This window comes from Streptomyces sp. NPDC107581, from assembly GCF_055657175.1.
The window spans coordinates 81,352-96,573 of the sequence record NZ_JBVKBH010000013.1 but is presented as its reverse complement, the minus strand read 5'-3'; the positions used below and the strand labels follow the sequence as shown (position 1 = coordinate 96,573).

The following is a 15,222-nucleotide window of genomic DNA, read 5'->3' as shown; positions in this document are numbered from 1 at the left end:
GCCGATGTCATTTGGAACACTTCCTCCCCCGACGGCATGCGGTACCGTCCGAACCCAATGAATCCCATTTGAAACTCGCTCGATCGAGTGAGTCGGGTTGGCCAGAAGGAGTCACGCGCCATCACGGCGCCGGGCCGACCGCGAGGACACCGCGAGGACGAGGAAGAGGGCAAGGACATGGGACGCCACCGTCGCTCCGCCGCCGGCCGCGCCACGGGGGCCGCCCACACGCACGGCCCGGCCACGGGCAGCGAGGACGCACAGGACGCGTACGCGGGTGGACACGCGCCCAGGGGCATCGCGCCCTACCTGAACCCGGAGGCGTACACCGAGGCCAACGCCCGCAGCTCCGCCTACCTGTACGCGATGGAGGCCCAGCCGTCGCCGGGCGCCACCGGCGACGGCGGCTTCACCCCGGACGGCGGCCCGTCCCGGGACCACCGGCACCGGAGCAGGATGGCCAAGCCGGTGCGCACCGGTCTGCTCGGTGTCTCCGCCGCCGTCGCCCTCGGCACGATCGCCGTGGCCACGGGCGCGGTGCCCGGCCTGGAGAAGTACCAGCTCGGCGGCAGTACGCACGCCGCCGGCGGCGACCGGGTGCAGGCCGCGGGCTCCCCGTCCAACACGGCCGCCGAGCAGGGCGGCACCTCCGGCAGCGTGACCGGTCCGGGCCACAGCGGCTCGCCCACGAGCCGGAACACCGGGCACTCGGCGTCACCGACCCCGCCCGCCTCCCCTTCCTCCCCGGTCTCCTCCTCCCCCTCCGCCCCGCCCTCCCCTTCCGCCCCGGCCTCTCCCACGCGCACGGAGAAGCCCTCGCAGAAGGCGACGCCGAAGCCGCGGCCGACGGACAGGGCCGCTCGGTCCACGCCCCGGCCGTCGCGTACGGCGACCAAGGCGCCGACGGCGGGTTCCGCACCGGTGACGGTCTCGACGGAGGCCGCCGCCGAGACGGAGGTGCTGAAGCTCGTCAACGAGGAGCGGGCGAAGGTCGGCTGCACCGCGCTGTCGGCGAACTCCACGCTGACCAAGCTGGCCGAGTCCTTCAGCGGCGACATGGCCGCGCGGGACTTCTTCGACCACACCGACCCGGACGGGGCGACTCCGTGGGACCGGGCCGCGAAGGCGGGCGTCACCGATCTCGGCGGCGAGAACATAGCCCGCGGCCAGGCGGACGCGGCGGCCGTGATGGCGGCCTGGATGGACAGCCCCGGCCACCGCGCCAACATACTGAACTGCGACTTCAAGACCCTCGGCGTCGGCGTGCACTTCGGCCCGGGAGGTCCTTGGTGGACGCAGGACTTCGGCTACTGAGACAACCGCAGGTCAGATACCTCGGCGCCGCTCCGGTCCGCCTCGGGGCCGTCTTCCGGACCTTCGGCGTTCCCGAAGACGCGACCGACGGCGGCCGGGGTTCGGGTCACGCTCGACGGCATCGGGTGCGTGTACGGGCTGCGTGGTGACAGGACTCATCGGCAGATGAGTATGCCGCCCAGGCAGGTGACGCGAAAAGCGCCTTCTGCCCCAATGGCCTCGTTGACCCGCTCTCGCGCGCGCTCGATCGTCTCCGGGAATGGAACGCCCATCTTGTCCGCCCATGCCTCGTACGAGGCCAAGTGCGCGACAACCGGTTCAGCCTCGGTCACCTCGATCACCCCGGAGAGGGGGATCGTGCGGATCTCGCCGAAGACCGTACCGAGGATCGCCGGCGCGTCCTCCAAGGTGAAGCGGGCCGACAGCTGCACCCGGGCCGGCCCTTCCTGGATGCCCAGCACGTCGCCCGCGGCCTGGCGCCAAAGGTGTTCCAGTTCCAGCTTGTCGGTCCCGCTGTTGGTGGAGACGATCGCGATACCGCCGGGCGCCAGTACTCGGCCCAGCTCCCGCACTGCCTGGGCCTGGTCCTCCACGTGGTACAGCATGTGCAGCGCAAGGACGGCGCCGAGGGCTCCATCGGCGATGGGAAGCTGTTGCACGTCCGCGACGACGGCTCCCGGGATGGCACCGAGGATGCCGTGAGACAGGTCCATAGGGAGCACGGCCAGGTCGGGACGGTCCGCCCGCACCCGGGCAACGAACTTCCCGTTACCGCAACCCACGTCCGCGACCGCACCGCGTATGCCGGCAAGCTCGTTCACGACGATGCCCGGAAGATCATGGCTAGGGGTCTGCCATTGGTAGAGGGACTGGCGGGCGGCCAGGTGCTGACCCGTGCCGTACGCCTTGGTGGAAAGAAGGCTGCGATCGGTGACCAAATGATCATGCGTGGGATGGGCGGCCATCGGGGCTCCGTGGGGTTGCTGGCGAGAGCGGGCCGGACGGTCACCTCGTGAATGTGCGCGCGGAGATCGACTGCCGACTGTGCGCCACGGTACGGCTCGCTTCCGAGGAGTGCGGCCAGACTGCGGAGCCTGATGGTGATGCTCGCTGTGTATCCCTCGGCGGTGAACACCTCCGAGAGCTTCGCGCCGGCTCCCTCGACCTCACCGCTGGCAAGGTATGCCGTGGCCAGGTCCAGGTGGGCGGCCTGTAGATCGCCTGGGGAGCGGTCGCCTTCAGGCCTGGCCTGGTACAGCTCCACGGCGCGATCGGACGCGCTTATGGCCTGCCGGAGCTGCTCGTCGCCCCCGACGGCCAACAGGGTGGTACCGGCGTAGGCCCACTGCTTGGCCTCGGGAAACGAGAAGACCCCGGGCAACTCGTCGGGTCCTGCAGTGCCCCGTGCCTCATGGGCCAGTGCAAGCATCCGCAGTGCACTGTGGTTGTCCCCTTCGGCTGCGCGGGCACGTGCCGCCAAGCTCAGCAGCCGGACCTTGATCGTTCCCGTGCCGGGGCCTCGACCCTCGTTCTGCCCGGCCTGCGCAAGGTCTCCTGCCCGCCGGTAGTCCCCCGCCCAGTAGGCGGCCAGTGACTGGAACGACCGTGCCCATGCGCGTAACTGTGAGTGCTCCGAGATCTCCGCGCACTGCACCACGGCGCGGGCATGGGTAGCTGCGGCGGAGCGGTCCCCCAGGTCGAGCGAGACATGCGCCGCAAGACCGGACAGCCACCCCGCGACCACGTACAGGTGACGGGTCTGGCTGGGGTGCTGTCGGCCCCCAGTAACCGGTACACCTCGCCCCGAGCCGTGCGGATCTCCGGGACCAGGAGGGAGAGAGGCCGGCTGACGAAGTCCCGGGCGAGTCGTTCGACGTCAGCGTCGAACTGCTCCAGTACGAGGGCGTTGACGTTGGTCTCCGCCGCATGCCGAGCCAGCCGGGCGGACAGCTCCGTATCGGCGGCCAGGGGTCGGACATCACCAGGTAGAGCCTCTGCGGCCGGCGTTCCTTCCGGTGCGGCGGACCCCTTCGGGTAGAGACCCAGGTCCGCCTCGCCGGCGACCTGGAACACCGCGCACAGGGCGGCTCTGTAGTCACCGGAAGGCCATGTGATGGCTCCACGTTCAAGGCGGGATACCCAGTTCGCATCGAGCTCCGGGTCCCGCCCGGTGGTGACCTGGACCTGAGCGCAGACGCGCTCCGCGACCTGGGTCTGAGTCCATCGCTGGGCGTTCCTGAGTCTACGGAGAGCTGCGTTCGCCATCATCCCGCCGTCCGCTGGTCGAGTCGGGGCGGCGAAAGCGTAGCGGGAATCTCTGCCTTGCGCGTGCCTTCAACATGCCTAGCGGAATGCCCTGTTGGGCGTCTGGCCAGCGGAGTTGACTGATCTCAGCCGCCCGGAGGGGCGGTCTCCCCCTCGCAGCGGGCCGTAGGTACGTCCGAAACGTCACACCTGCGGCCCGCTGTGTCCCCGGAGTGCAGTGCCCGAACGAGACCGAGGAGAGGCGCAGTGTCCACCAAGAGCCGTATTCGTCAGCGTCAGACCGTGCCCGGCTGGGTCAGCGAAGGCACCCTCATCCGCGACCCGCTGAGCGGCCGTACCGGCATCGTGCAGTTCATCGGCGAGTTCGAGGACCCGAAGACCTGCGTGGTCATGCAGAACACCGTCTTCGCCCGGCCGGAGGGCGGTGGGGTGGAGTGGGTGGTCGAGGACCCCTCCAGCCTGGAACGCGGCTGACCGCACACGCCCCTTGGGGCTGGCGCCAACAGCTCGCCGTCCTCCTGTATTCGTCGCCGTCGGCGTCCTGATGGTCACCCTGGCCGTAGCCGGAGACCCCGGGAGCTGACCCACAGATTCCCCGCCGGGCCCCCGACGGGGACCCATCGAGATCAGGAAGGAGTACGGGATGAACGAGAACGCTCCCACCGAGCAGACCAGCGGCCTGCTGATCGGTGTCCGCCGCATCGCCGCGGCCCGCTCGCGTGCCGAGGAAGCCTCGGACAACACCGGCGGCAAGTCGGACATGAACGACACCTGATCGACCGAGGAGACCCACGGTGATTGATTCCGCATCGTGGGCCGAGCGTCTGGGCGGGGACACGTTCCTCGCCCAGACGTGCTTCCGGGCCCACAAAGTGATCCGCTCCAATGGCACCGCCCACCCCGCGCTGCTGGCCTGGGATGATCTCAATGAGATCGTGGCCGCTCACCGACTCGAACCGCCTCGGATGCGGCTCTCCCGTGCCGGGGAAGCCGTCCCCGCCACCGCGTACTCGATCCTCCGCACGAGCCGTCGCGGGGTGCCCTGGTACCAGCCGCAGCCTGCAGAGTTCCACGCCCGGCTTGCCGAGGGCGCGTCCCTGGTCATCGACGCGATCGACCAGATCCACCCGCCCGTCCGGGAAGCCGCGGCCGGCCTCGAACGGTTCTTCCGCACCCCTGTACAGGTCAACGCGTACGCCTCGTGGACCGCCGAGGAAGCCTTCGGCACCCACTGGGACGACCACGACGTGGTGGTACTCCAGCTCGAAGGCTCCAAGCGGTGGAAGATCTACGGCCCCACCCGCCAGGCCCCCGCCTGGCGCGACGTGAAAGCACCCGAGGCCCCGACCGGCGAACCGGTCGCGGACATCCTCCTGACGCCCGACGACCTGCTCTATCTCCCGCGCGGCTGGTGGCACGCCGTGAGCGCCGACCAGGGCACCACATCCCTCCACCTCACCTTCGGACTCGCCACCCAGACCGGCGCCGAGTTCCTGGGCTGGTTGTGCGACGACCTCAGGGCGAGCGTGAACGTCCGGGCGGACGTACCGCGTTTCGGCACCTCGGAGGAGCGGGCGGACTACCTGGCTGCCGTACGAAAGGACGTACTGGCCGCCCTGGACGACCCTGCGGTTCTGGACCGCTGGGAAACTTCCCTGGACGCCACACACCCCGGGCGCCCGCGCCTGTCGCTGCCCCACCTCGCCGCCGTTCCTGCCGAAGCGGGCATCACCGTGCAGGCCACCGTGCCCCGTGCCCGCATCGGCCAGGACGACCAGGCCGTGACCTTCGCCGGGGCGGGGAACGAGTGGACCTTCGCCCTCCCCGTCGCCCCGGTTCTCCGCCTCCTCGCTGGTGGACCGCCGGCCACCCTCGCGGACTTGGCCGCCGAGTCCGATCTCACTCTCGTGCAGGTGGCAGAGGTCGTCTCCGCGCTGGTTGCCGGTCAGGCGGTCGCCGTGGTCGGGGGTTCCTCATGACCGCTTCGCTGGGACTGGGGACGTACCGGGTGCGCGTCGTTGAACGGGCGGCCCGCACCGCGTGCGCCGACGGGCTCGTGTGGATTGACACCGCCCCCAACTACGGCAGCGCCCACCAGGCGCTCGGCACCGTCATCGCCGACCACCCGCGCGCCATGGTGGCGACGAAGACAGGCTTCTTCGCCCCGGATGAAGGCGCGGCTGCTCTTCGAGCCGGGCTCCTCACCGGCGCCCAGGTCCGGGCCGGACACAGCCTCGGCCCCGGCTTCGTCCGCTGGCAGACGGAAAGGTCCCTGGCCGCTCTCGGCCGGATCGACCTCGTGTTCGTCCACAACCCGGAGCACGCCGGCCTCTGCCCCACGGAGCTTCATCCGGCGCTTCGTGATGTGTTCGCGGCGCTGGAGGAGTTCGCTGCCACGGGCAGGATCGGCGGGTACGGCGTGGCCACCTGATCGGGGTTTCAGCACGACGCCTTCTCCGTATCCGAACTCCTGGGTCTGGCCATCGAGGCCGCTGGTTCGGGTGAACATCACCTGAGGGCCGTCCAACAGCCGGTTAGCCTCGTCATGGCAAGGCCGATCGCCCTCGCCCTCGACGGCAGGGGCCCTCTCGTCCTGGCCCGTGCGGCGGGCCTGATCACCTTCGGCTCCTCGCCTCTGCACGGCGGCGAACTGCCCGGCCTCATCACGCCCGAACTCGCCGAGTTCATCCGCCCGGGGGCCTCGCCAGGCACCGCCGGTCTCCTCGCTGCGGCCTCCTGCCCGAGCCTGGACGTGGTACTGCTGTCTGCTGGCACCGCTCCCCATTGGGCCGCCGCAAAGGCCACCATTGCCGCCCCGCTCGACCCGGGCCACCTCAGGAAGGTCACCGATGTACTCGCCCAAGGATGAGACCACCCGGGCACGTATGGAGGACGCCCTGGCCCACGCCGCTGCCCGCCTGTCCACCACGACGACGGGGGCGCCGGCCTGGGGATGGCTCGGCCGCACCATCGGCAGCTGCACCGAGGGCGGCCACTGGCTCCGCGTCCACTGCGGCGAGGCAGCCAAGACCCCCGCCACCCGGAACGAAGGGATCGCCCTCGCCGAGGAACGAGTGTCCGACAAGGTGTCCCGCCCTCACCTCCACGACCGGTACCGCTGGGACGGCGGCGAGTACGTCTTCGAAGCGGAGCTGATCGACTACATCGCCCAGCCCGTCATCTCGCCGGAAACGCCCGATCTCACCGAAGATCCGGGCCTGCCGGACTCCTGGTGGACGACCCTGCGGGAGAGCCTGGACACCCTCAGCACCGCCGAACCGCCCCGCGAGACCATCCGCCAGTCCTGGGCCGACCGGGTCTTCCCTGAATTCCTGGGGATCGCCGCCCCGGCCATCACAGAACGCGTTACCGGGCACGCCGACCTTCAGTGGGCCAACCTCACCCACGATCCCCTCGTCATTCTGGACTGGGAACGCTGGGGCGCCGTCCCCGTCGGCTACGACCCCGCGATGCTCTACGTGAACAGCCTCCGCGTCCCCGCCGTCGCCGACCGCATCCGTGCCGAGTTCGCCCACGTCCTCGACACCCCCGGCGGCCGAATCGGCGAACAGATCGCCCTCGCCGAGATGCTCCAGGCCGTGGGCCGTGGCTGGTACGTCGAGCTGGCCCCGCTCCTGCGCCAACGCGCTGAGGACCTGACGGGGGTCCGTCCTCCGGCCCCCTCCCCCGCCCGTCCGACCGCCTGATCGTCGCCTCCCGCACAAGCCCCAGCGCACCCCTCCGCGCTGGGGCTCAGCTGCGTCAACTCCCGCCCCATCTCCGGCATTTGATGCCGACAAGCCACAGGCTCTCCCACCGCCGCATAAGCACAGGTCAGCATCTTGTGGTCCGACAAACCATGGTCCACGCCTGGTCCACACACCATGATCCAAAGCGGTACACGGGCGGGTCAGGGTGAGACAGGACCGCATGCCGAAGGGGTGCCCTTGGCCGGGACACCCTTCTGATCAGCACCTTCTCTGACCTGCTGAGGTGAGTGTGGGACTTGAACCCACGGTGACTCGCGGAACGTGCGCAGGACGCGGCTTGTCGACGCAGCCCCCGCGCCCTGAACCGACCGCTCACGAAGATGCCGACGCCTGAAGTGGAGCCAACAGGCCGGAGAATCCGCGGGTCACGCCCGCTCTGTCCCACCTCGCTCCGCACGTGGGGCCCTGGCGTCGAGGGCCGTGGTCCGGCAACGGCCGGACATCGGGGCGGACTGACGCCGCTTGTGTTCCCTGCGCGCCGAGGTCGGCGCGCTCCCGTTCACTCACCGTCATCGTCGGGGGTGCGCGGCCGCCCACCTGCACATAACGTCGCAGGTGGGGGCCAGCCAGGGAGTGGACATGAGCCGAACCAAGCGCAGCAGGACCCTCAGCACGGCTCGTAAGCGGACGCCGAGGATCGCGTCCCGCATCGTGACGGCACCCGGACCCGAGTCGCCGCGGCCGGCGCCGACCGGTGATCGCACCCTCCCGCACGCCCCCCCGCGCCGGTCCCTCCGCATGCGCATATCCGAGACCAACCCCTGGTCGGTCACGCTGATGAGCTTCCTCTTCCTGGGGGGCCTGGGGGTGTGCGTCCTCGGCGCCGTGCTCTCCACGTCGGTGATTTTGGACATCGTGGCCCCGGGCGAGGGGCCGACACCGTCGCAGACGCTGATCATCGCCACCGCGGTCGTCGCACTGGACGTCCTCCTGGGCACCGCCGTGGCATGTCTGTACGGCTTCATGCACAACTACACCGCGCGGTTCAACGGCGGTGTCAAAGTGACCCTGGCCGACGATCTCAGCGATCCGACACCGGCAGGAACCCAGGAAGAACAGGCGCAGGATCCGCAAGAAGCGCCGTCTCCGATCTCGATGGAGTGACCTCCCAGCTCATCGGTCGACCGCATACTCGATCTTCCAAACTGCGACGGCCGCGGAATGGTCCCGGGGCCGTCCCCGGGCCGCCGGAGGGCACTCAACGACGACCGACGCTGCAACCACCGACGGCCAAGTCGCGGGTTGCAGCGTCGGCTGGGCGCAGGGTCGCAGGTCACAGACCCGGCCCTGCGCTTCTTCGGCTACTGAGGCAGCCCGCAGGGCGCCGGGTCCGTCACGCGGTGGCGCGACCCCGCGCGAACACCTGCGCGGTCTGCGTCACCCGGCGGCCCAGGTGCTCGGCCGTGGCGATGTCGGCCTTGTGCACGCCCTCCGGGCCCTCGTCCACATTGGTCTGAGCCGCCGCGCCGGCGAAGACGCCGAGGCGGTTGAGGTCGTGCTCGCTGGCCTCGCTGTTGTTCCAGCCCGGGTGCAGGCCGAGGTTGACCCAGTGCATGCCGTGCTGACCGGCGAGTATCTGGAAGAACTGCAGGGTGTGCAGCTTGTCGCCGCTCTTGGAGCCGGAGTTGGTGAAGCCGGCCGCCAGCTTGTCCTTCCAGTCCTGGCCGAACCAGCGCTTGGAGGACGCCTCGGCGAAGACGTGGAAGGCCCCGGACGCGGTGCCCATGTAGGTGGGCGAGCCGAAGACGATCGCGTCGGAGCGGTCCAGCGTCTCCCACTGCTCGTCGGTGATCTCGTCGACCTTGATCAGGTGAACCTCGGCACCGGCCTCGGCGGCACCGGCGCGGACGGCCTCGGCGAGCACGGCGGTGTGGCCGTAGCCGGAGTGGTAGGCGATGGACACGACAGGGGTGGTCACGATGATCGCTCCTAGAAGCAGGCGAATAACACGATGGACCCGAACGGGCAGCTCGGAAGCAGCAACCCCAGGAAAGCACTAACTTCTAGATAGTGCAACCCATCGGTTAGCGCTGCGCTCGCGTACCCTTGCCCCATGACCAGCACCCAGGACCTGACCGACGCCCGGGACCAGGACGACCTCGCCTACGACGTGTTCGCCAAGGCATGCCCGTCGCGCGGCACGCTGGAGCACGTCACCGGCCGCTGGGGCGGACTGACGCTCGGCGCGCTGTACGAGGGATCGCTGCGCTTCAACGAGCTGCGCCGCCGGGTCGACGGAGTCAGCGAAAAGATGCTGTCCCAGACCCTGCACGCACTGGAGCGCGACGGACTGGTCCACCGCGAGGCCCAGCCGACCAACCCGCCCCGCGTGGACTACGACCTGACCCCCCTGGGCCACCAGGTCGCCGAACGGCTGCTCGCCCTCATCCACTGCGTGGAGGGCGCCATGGACGACGTCCTCGCCGCCCGTGCGCGCTACGACGAGACGCGCGGCGGCCTCTGACACCTGGGGCAGAAGTAGCTGGACCGGTTCATCCAGGGGCGGCGGCGCATGGGGGTGCCGCAGCGTTTGCAAGGCAGGCCCTCGCGGCCGTACGCGTCCAGGGACCGGTCGAAGTAGCCCGATTCGCCGTTGACGTTGACGTACAGGCTGTCGAAGCTGGTGCCGCCGACGGAGAGGGCCGCGTTCATGACGTCCCGGACGTGGCCGAGGAGTTCGGCCGTACGCGGGCGGGTGAAGGTCGCCGTCGGACGCTCGTAGTGGACGCGGGCGCGCCACAGGGCCTCGTCCGCGTAGATGTTGCCGACCCCGCTGATCAGGGACTGGTCGAGCAGGGCCCGTTTGATGGTGGTGCGCTTGCGGCGCAGGGCCCGGTGGAAGGCCTCGTCGTCGAACAGGGGGTCCAGGGGATCCCGGGCGATGTGCGCGATGACGTCGGGCAGGCCGTCGGGGGTGTTGTCGTGCAGCGACAGACCGCCGAAGGTCCGCTGGTCCACGAAGCGCAGCTCGGTGCCCAGGCCGTCGGCGAACCGGACGCGGATGCGCAGATGCTTCTCGTCAGGGGCGTCCTGCGGCTGGACCAGCAGCTGGCCGCTCATGCCGAGGTGGGCGAGGACGGACTGGTCGGTCTCCTCCAGCGGCAGCCACAGGTACTTGCCGCGCCGGCTGGGTGTGCCGATGTGGTGGCCCTTGAGCCGGTGCGCGAAGTCGTCCGCGCCCGCGACGTGCCGGCGCACGGCACGGGGATGCAGCACCTCGACCTCGGCCACGGTGCGATGGGCGACCCACCGCTCCAGACCGCGCCGGACGACCTCGACCTCGGGCAACTCGGGCACAGGGCTCCTCGGGCAGTTGTGCGGGGCAACGGCAGCGTAGCGCCGGCGCGGAGCGTTCCGGCAGCCGGGCCCGGCAAGCCGGCCGCCGGCCGTGAGACCGCAGGACGTGCACGCCTCGGCGCCCGCGCCCCTTGCCCGTGCCCCGGGCAGGGCGTGCACGCCTCGGCGTCGGCGCCCCTTACTCGTGCCCGCCGCGGATGAGCCGAGCGCCCGCCCCCGGTGACTACGGGGCGGGCGCTCGGGTGTGCTCACTCAGGCGGGCGTGGACGACGTGTCGTCCGTGACGGCCTCCTCGGCCGTCGCGGCCTCCTCGGCCGCCTTGGCACGCTCGTCCGCCGCGGCCCGGATGGCCCGCCAGGCGGACTCGGCGGCCTGCTGCTCCGCCTCTTTCTTGCTGCGGCCGGTGCCGGTGCCGTACGAGACGCCTCCGACGCGGGCAGCAGCAGTGAAGGTCTTCTCGTGGTCGGGTCCGGTCTCCGTGACCAGGTACTCGGGCACGCCGAGCCCCTCGATCGCGGTGAGCTCCTGGAGACTGGTCTTCCAGTCCAGGCCGGCTCCGAGGTTCGAGGACTTCTCGATCAGCGGGTCGAAGAGCCGGTGCACCAGCTCGGACGCCGCTTCGAGGCCCCGGTCGAGATAGACCGCGCCGATCACCGCTTCCAGGGTGTCGGCAAGGATGGACGCCTTGTCCCGGCCGCCCGTGCCCTCTTCACCACGGCCGAGCCGGATGAAGGCGCCCAGGTCGAGGCCACGTCCGACCTCCGCCAGCGCACGCGAGTTGACCACCGCGGCCCGCAGTTTGGCCAGCTGGCCTTCGGGCAGGTCGGGGTGGGTACGGTACAGCGTGTCCGTGACGACGAGGCCGAGCACGGAGTCCCCGAGGAACTCCAGCCGCTCGTTCGTCGGCAGACCGCCGTTCTCGTACGCGTAGGAACGGTGGGTCAGCGCGCGCACCAGAAGGGCGGACTCGAGCTGGTAGCCGAGCCGCCCTTCCAGGAGCGTATGGGACGAGGCCTGGTTGTCCGCCTTCTTCTTGGCGGGTGCGTCCGCCTTGGCGTCTTCCGCCTTCTTGGGACTGGACACAGTGCCTCTCACCAGCCCGCTCAGACTTCGAGGACCTGGCGCTTGTTGTAGGTGCCGCAAGACGGGCACGCAATGTGCTGCTGCTTGGGCTCGTGGCAGCGCTCGCACGCAACCAGGGTGGGGACCGCAGCCTTCCACTGCGACCGGCGGTGGCGCGTGTTGCTGCGCGACATCTTCCGCTTCGGAACAGCCACGGCTACTTCTCCTGCTTCTCGGCGGCGGAAGCTGATCCTGGCCCGTCGCCGCTCATCTCGTCCTTCTCGCCGGGTTCGAGCGAACCGGCGAGTCCCTGCAGTGCCGCCCAACGGATGTCGACGGCGTCGTGGTGGTGGTCCGGGTCGTCCGTGAGCCGCGCTCCGCACTCGGAGCACAGGCCCAGGCAGTCGTCCTGGCACACCGGCTGCATCGGCAGTGCGAGCACCACCGCATCGCGCAGCAGAGGTTCGAGGTCGAAGAGTCCGTCCTCGAGGAAGAACCTGTCCTCGTCGTCCTCGGCGTCGTCGCCCGGTTCCGCGATCACGCGGCCCCGGTCGTCGGCGTCAGGGTACGAGAACAGCTCCTGGAAGTCCGCTTCGAGCTCCAGCCCGACCGGCTCCAGACACCTTACGCACTCCCCCTCGGCCTGTGCACGGGCGGTGCCTGTGACGAGCACCCCTTCCATGACCGACTCGAGCCGGAGGTCGAGCTCCAGCGGGGCGCCTTCCGGCACCCCGATGACTCCCTGGATACCGAGGTCCCGGGGGGCGTCGATCGTGCGGGTCAGGCGCTGCAGCGCGCCAGGACGCCGACCCAGCTCGTGCGTATCGAACACGAGGGGGTTGCGGTGGTCGAGGCGGGCGTTGGAGGCCATTCCTGCTTTCGATCTTTGAACTCGAGGGGACGCCGCCCGTCGGTGTTGCGGGCAGCGGTGATCGCGGACGTACACGCGACCGAACAGCCAGGATACTGGACCTTTCGCTCAGGGCCCAATCCGGTGGTGGCTACAGGCCGCGGCCCTGCTCGTAGGCCCGCAGCTGCTCCGCGCTGATCATGCCGGTGTCGAAGAGGCTGGTCTCGTCGAGGGCATAGCCCTGCTGGGCCTGCTGGGCCTGCTGGGCCTCGTAGGCGGCCTGCTGCGGGTCGTAGCCCTGGAAGGGGGCACCGCCCGCCTGGGCGTAGCCGGCGGTGGAGGAATAGGGGTCGGCCTGCTGATAGCCGTACGGGTCGTGCTGGGCGTAGTCCTGCTGCTGCGGGAAGCCCGCGTACGGGTCGGGCTGCTGCTGGACCGGGGCACCGCCCGCCTGGGCGTAGCCGGCGGCGGGGGCGTACGCCGGCTGCGGCTCGTACGACGGCTGCTGCGGCGGCTGGGCCTGGGGCTGAGGCGGCTGCGCCGGGCGCTCGGCCGGGGTGTCGGCGAGGGCCGCGAGGTCGGCGAGGTAGTCGGCGTCGCTGGAGTGCTGGAAGGTCGTGGTGTCGTCGGCGAGGGCGCCGAGGTCGTCGCTGGCGATCCGGCCGTGCAGTTTCTGCCGGCCGCGGCCGACGGCCTCCAGGGTCTTGGCCAGGACCGCCTCGAAGGCGCCCAGCTTGACGTCCACGTAGGCGTCGGCGTCGTGGCGCAGGGTCTCCGGGTCCTGGCTGCGCTCGGGGGCGTCCTCGTCCTCGTAGCCGTTCTCGTCCAGGCCGGGCCCGGTGCCGAGCAGCTTCTCGCGGCCGCGGCCGACCGAGCCGAGGGTCTTGGTGAGCACGACCTCGAAGTTGGCGAGCTTGGAGTCGACGTAGTCGTCGGCCTCGGCGCGGACCTCCTCGGCCTCCCTGCGGGCCTCGGCCAGGATCCGGTCGGCCTCGGCCTGGGAGCGCCGGGCGATCTCGGTGTCGGAGATCAGCGAGCCGCGTTCGGCGTGGGCGTTGCCGATGATCCGCTCGGCCTCCTGGCGGGCCTGCTCGACCATCTGCTCGCGGTCACCGATCAGTTCCTGCGCCTGCGCGAGGGAGCCCGGCAGGGCCTGGCGCACCTCTTCGAGCAGTGCGAGCAGGTCGGCGCGGTTGACCACGCATGACGCCGACATGGGCATGGACCGGGCGCCGGAGACCGCGGAGACGATCTCGTCGAGCTTTTTCTGGACGTCCACCTGTGCTCGCCACTCTCTACAGCTGTGTTGGAGACGGACGGGACGACTGTACGGCCCTGAGGTGACCGCCGGACACCGGGTGACGGCCGGTCACCTCAGGACCCGGCTCTCCGTGCGGTCCCGGTGTCGCGCTCAGTTCTGCTCGAGGCGGCCGGCCAGGGCGGTCAGGACCTGCGGCGGCACCAGATGGGAGATGTCGCCGCCCCAGGCCGCCACCTCCTTGACCAGCGAGGAGGAGAGGAAACTGTAGGTGGGGTTGGTGGGTACGAACAGCGTCTCGACCCCGGTGAGGCCGATGTTCATCTGGGCCATCTGGAGTTCGTAGTCGAAGTCGCTGACCGCGCGCAGGCCCTTGACGATGGCCGGGATGTCGCGCTGCTTGCAGAAGTCGACGAGGAGGCCGTGGAAGGCCTCGACGCGGACGTTGGCGTAGTCGGCGGTGACCTCGCGGATCAGCTCGATCCGCTCCTCGATCCCGAACAGGCCCTTCTTGGACTTGTTGATCATCACCGCGACATACACCTCGTCGTACAGACGGGAGGCGCGGGCAATGATGTCGAGGTGTCCGTTGGTGATCGGGTCGAACGACCCGGGACAGACGGCGCGGCGCACTTGTGATCCCTCGCTCTCCGGTCCGGTCATCGTGCGTCTTCGCACGTAGAGGCGGCGCGACCGTACCAAAACGTTCCCTCGCCGTAGCGACGGGACCGTAGAGCCTCGAAGCCGTCCGGCCAGTGGAATTCGCCGCCTCTGGTGCTGCGCTCCACGGTGACGAGGGCTTCGGCCGCGAGCCAGCCCTCCGTGCGGAGTGTGAGCAGAATCTCCCGAAGATCGTCGTCCGTGACGGCGTACGGGGGGTCGAGGAAAACGAGGTCGTACGGTTCGGCCGGGGGCGGTGTCCTGATGATCTGTTCCGCTTTGCCCGCTCTCACCTCGGCGCCGGGCAGGCCGAGGCTCTTCACGTTCTCCCGGACGACCTTGGCGGCGCGGGCGTCCGCCTCGACCAGCAGGGTGTGTCCCGCGCCGCGGGACAGGGCCTCCAGGCCCACGGCGCCCGAGCCGGCGTAGAGGTCGAGGACGCGCTCTCCGTCCAGCGGGCCGCCGAGGAGGGACTGCCAGGTGGAGAAGAGTGCCTCGCGCGCGCGATCGGAGGTCGGGCGGGTTCCGGTGCCGGGCGGTACCGAGAGGCGGCGTCCGCCGGCCGTGCCGGCGATCACGCGGGTCATTTCGAGGTCCTTCTCCGTGGGCGGCTTTACGGGGTCAGTCTGGCAGGCGGGCGTACGGGGCGCTTGGTGCCCCGGGCTCCGGCAGGACGGCGGCGGGGCTCCGGGGACGCGCCCCTCGGTACGGCTCGGAGCCCGGGGAAATCCCCTGGGCAGCCCGGG

General features: G+C 70.3%; 19 protein-coding genes. 9 read left to right on the top strand and 10 right to left on the bottom strand.

All coding sequences use genetic code 11. The features are described 5' to 3' along the window. Window positions 1-177 precede the first annotated feature (177 nt). Window positions 178-1,314, top strand: coding sequence for a CAP domain-containing protein (locus ACZ7P3_RS29675; RefSeq protein ID WP_472086283.1), 1,137 nt, complete (start codon window positions 178-180; stop codon window positions 1,312-1,314). Window positions 1,315-1,469: 155 nt separating this feature from the next. On the opposite strand, the gene ACZ7P3_RS29670 is transcribed toward ACZ7P3_RS29675, so the two are convergent. Together ACZ7P3_RS29670 and ACZ7P3_RS29665 are read right to left on the bottom strand one after the other, a co-directional pair. Then, window positions 1,470-2,279 (bottom strand): class I SAM-dependent methyltransferase, encoded by an 810-nt coding sequence (locus ACZ7P3_RS29670; protein WP_472086281.1) that lies wholly within the window; start codon window positions 2,277-2,279, stop codon window positions 1,470-1,472. A 517-nt stretch (window positions 2,280-2,796) separates the two neighbouring features. Further along, the gene (locus tag ACZ7P3_RS29665) at window positions 2,797-3,579 is read right to left on the bottom strand and encodes a helix-turn-helix domain-containing protein (protein WP_472086498.1); all 783 of its coding nucleotides are present in this window, start codon (window positions 3,577-3,579) and stop codon (window positions 2,797-2,799) included. A gap of 246 nt (window positions 3,580-3,825) precedes the next feature. On the opposite strand from ACZ7P3_RS29665, the gene ACZ7P3_RS29660 reads away from it, so the two are divergent. The 7 genes from ACZ7P3_RS29660 to ACZ7P3_RS29630 all read left to right on the top strand — a co-directional run bounded on the left by ACZ7P3_RS29660 (window position 3,826) and on the right by ACZ7P3_RS29630 (window position 8,453). Then, window positions 3,826-4,053: a hypothetical protein gene (locus ACZ7P3_RS29660; RefSeq protein WP_472086279.1), complete on the top strand. Its 228-nt coding sequence runs from the start codon at window positions 3,826-3,828 to the stop codon at window positions 4,051-4,053. Window positions 4,054-4,222: 169 nt separating this feature from the next. Next, window positions 4,223-4,354, top strand: a complete 132-nt coding sequence (locus ACZ7P3_RS29655) for a hypothetical protein (RefSeq protein WP_267883507.1) — start codon at window positions 4,223-4,225, stop codon at window positions 4,352-4,354. 19 nt (window positions 4,355-4,373) lie between these two features. Then, a complete protein-coding gene (locus tag ACZ7P3_RS29650; RefSeq protein WP_472086278.1) occupies window positions 4,374-5,558 on the top strand; it encodes a cupin domain-containing protein in 1,185 nt (394 codons plus the stop codon). After that, window positions 5,555-6,010, top strand: a complete 456-nt coding sequence (locus tag ACZ7P3_RS29645; RefSeq protein WP_472086276.1) for an aldo/keto reductase — start codon at window positions 5,555-5,557, stop codon at window positions 6,008-6,010. The genes ACZ7P3_RS29650 and ACZ7P3_RS29645 overlap by 4 nt, the downstream gene beginning before the upstream one ends. 114 nt (window positions 6,011-6,124) lie before the next feature. Further along, window positions 6,125-6,448 carry a hypothetical protein gene (locus ACZ7P3_RS29640; protein ID WP_472086274.1) on the top strand — a complete coding sequence of 108 codons (324 nt, stop codon included), beginning with the start codon at window positions 6,125-6,127 and terminating at the stop codon, window positions 6,446-6,448. After that, window positions 6,429-7,286, top strand: coding sequence for a hypothetical protein (locus ACZ7P3_RS29635; RefSeq protein WP_472086272.1), 858 nt, complete (start codon window positions 6,429-6,431; stop codon window positions 7,284-7,286). Before ACZ7P3_RS29640 ends, ACZ7P3_RS29635 begins: the two co-directional genes overlap by 20 nt. Before the next feature lie 642 nt (window positions 7,287-7,928). Then, window positions 7,929-8,453, top strand: a complete 525-nt coding sequence (locus tag ACZ7P3_RS29630; protein ID WP_472086271.1) for a DUF3566 domain-containing protein — start codon at window positions 7,929-7,931, stop codon at window positions 8,451-8,453. Between the two features lie 229 nt (window positions 8,454-8,682). On the opposite strand, the gene ACZ7P3_RS29625 is transcribed toward ACZ7P3_RS29630, so the two are convergent. Next, window positions 8,683-9,267 carry a flavodoxin family protein gene (locus ACZ7P3_RS29625; RefSeq protein ID WP_472086270.1) on the bottom strand — a complete coding sequence of 195 codons (585 nt, stop codon included), beginning with the start codon at window positions 9,265-9,267 and terminating at the stop codon, window positions 8,683-8,685. Between the two features lie 135 nt (window positions 9,268-9,402). Between ACZ7P3_RS29625 and ACZ7P3_RS29620 the strand changes: the two genes are divergently transcribed. Next, window positions 9,403-9,813, top strand: a complete 411-nt coding sequence (locus tag ACZ7P3_RS29620; protein WP_472086268.1) for a winged helix-turn-helix transcriptional regulator — start codon at window positions 9,403-9,405, stop codon at window positions 9,811-9,813. Here ACZ7P3_RS29620 and mutM read toward each other — a convergent pair. The 7 genes from mutM to rsmD form a co-directional block, all read right to left on the bottom strand. Beyond that, the gene (mutM, locus tag ACZ7P3_RS29615; RefSeq protein WP_472086267.1) at window positions 9,786-10,646 is read right to left on the bottom strand and encodes a bifunctional DNA-formamidopyrimidine glycosylase/DNA-(apurinic or apyrimidinic site) lyase; all 861 of its coding nucleotides are present in this window, start codon (window positions 10,644-10,646) and stop codon (window positions 9,786-9,788) included. The genes ACZ7P3_RS29620 and mutM overlap by 28 nt on opposite strands. A gap of 252 nt (window positions 10,647-10,898) precedes the next feature. Beyond that, window positions 10,899-11,741 carry a ribonuclease III gene (gene rnc / locus ACZ7P3_RS29610; protein WP_472086265.1) on the bottom strand — a complete coding sequence of 281 codons (843 nt, stop codon included), beginning with the start codon at window positions 11,739-11,741 and terminating at the stop codon, window positions 10,899-10,901. Window positions 11,742-11,749: 8 nt separating this feature from the next. Beyond that, entirely contained in the window at window positions 11,750-11,923 is a 174-nt protein-coding gene (gene rpmF / locus ACZ7P3_RS29605; RefSeq protein ID WP_003951102.1) for a 50S ribosomal protein L32, read from the bottom strand. 2 nt (window positions 11,924-11,925) lie between these two features. Further along, window positions 11,926-12,579, bottom strand: a complete 654-nt coding sequence (locus ACZ7P3_RS29600) for a YceD family protein (protein WP_472086263.1) — start codon at window positions 12,577-12,579, stop codon at window positions 11,926-11,928. 130 nt (window positions 12,580-12,709) lie between these two features. Then, complete coding sequence (locus ACZ7P3_RS29595) at window positions 12,710-13,837, bottom strand: ATP synthase F0 subunit B (protein WP_472086261.1); 1,128 nt, start codon at window positions 13,835-13,837, stop codon at window positions 12,710-12,712. Window positions 13,838-13,969: 132 nt separating this feature from the next. Further along, complete coding sequence (gene coaD, locus ACZ7P3_RS29590) at window positions 13,970-14,449, bottom strand: pantetheine-phosphate adenylyltransferase (RefSeq protein WP_472086496.1); 480 nt, start codon at window positions 14,447-14,449, stop codon at window positions 13,970-13,972. A 26-nt stretch (window positions 14,450-14,475) separates the two neighbouring features. Beyond that, entirely contained in the window at window positions 14,476-15,216 is a 741-nt protein-coding gene (gene rsmD, locus ACZ7P3_RS29585) for a 16S rRNA (guanine(966)-N(2))-methyltransferase RsmD (RefSeq protein ID WP_472086495.1), read from the bottom strand. Window positions 15,217-15,222: the final 6 nt, after the last annotated feature.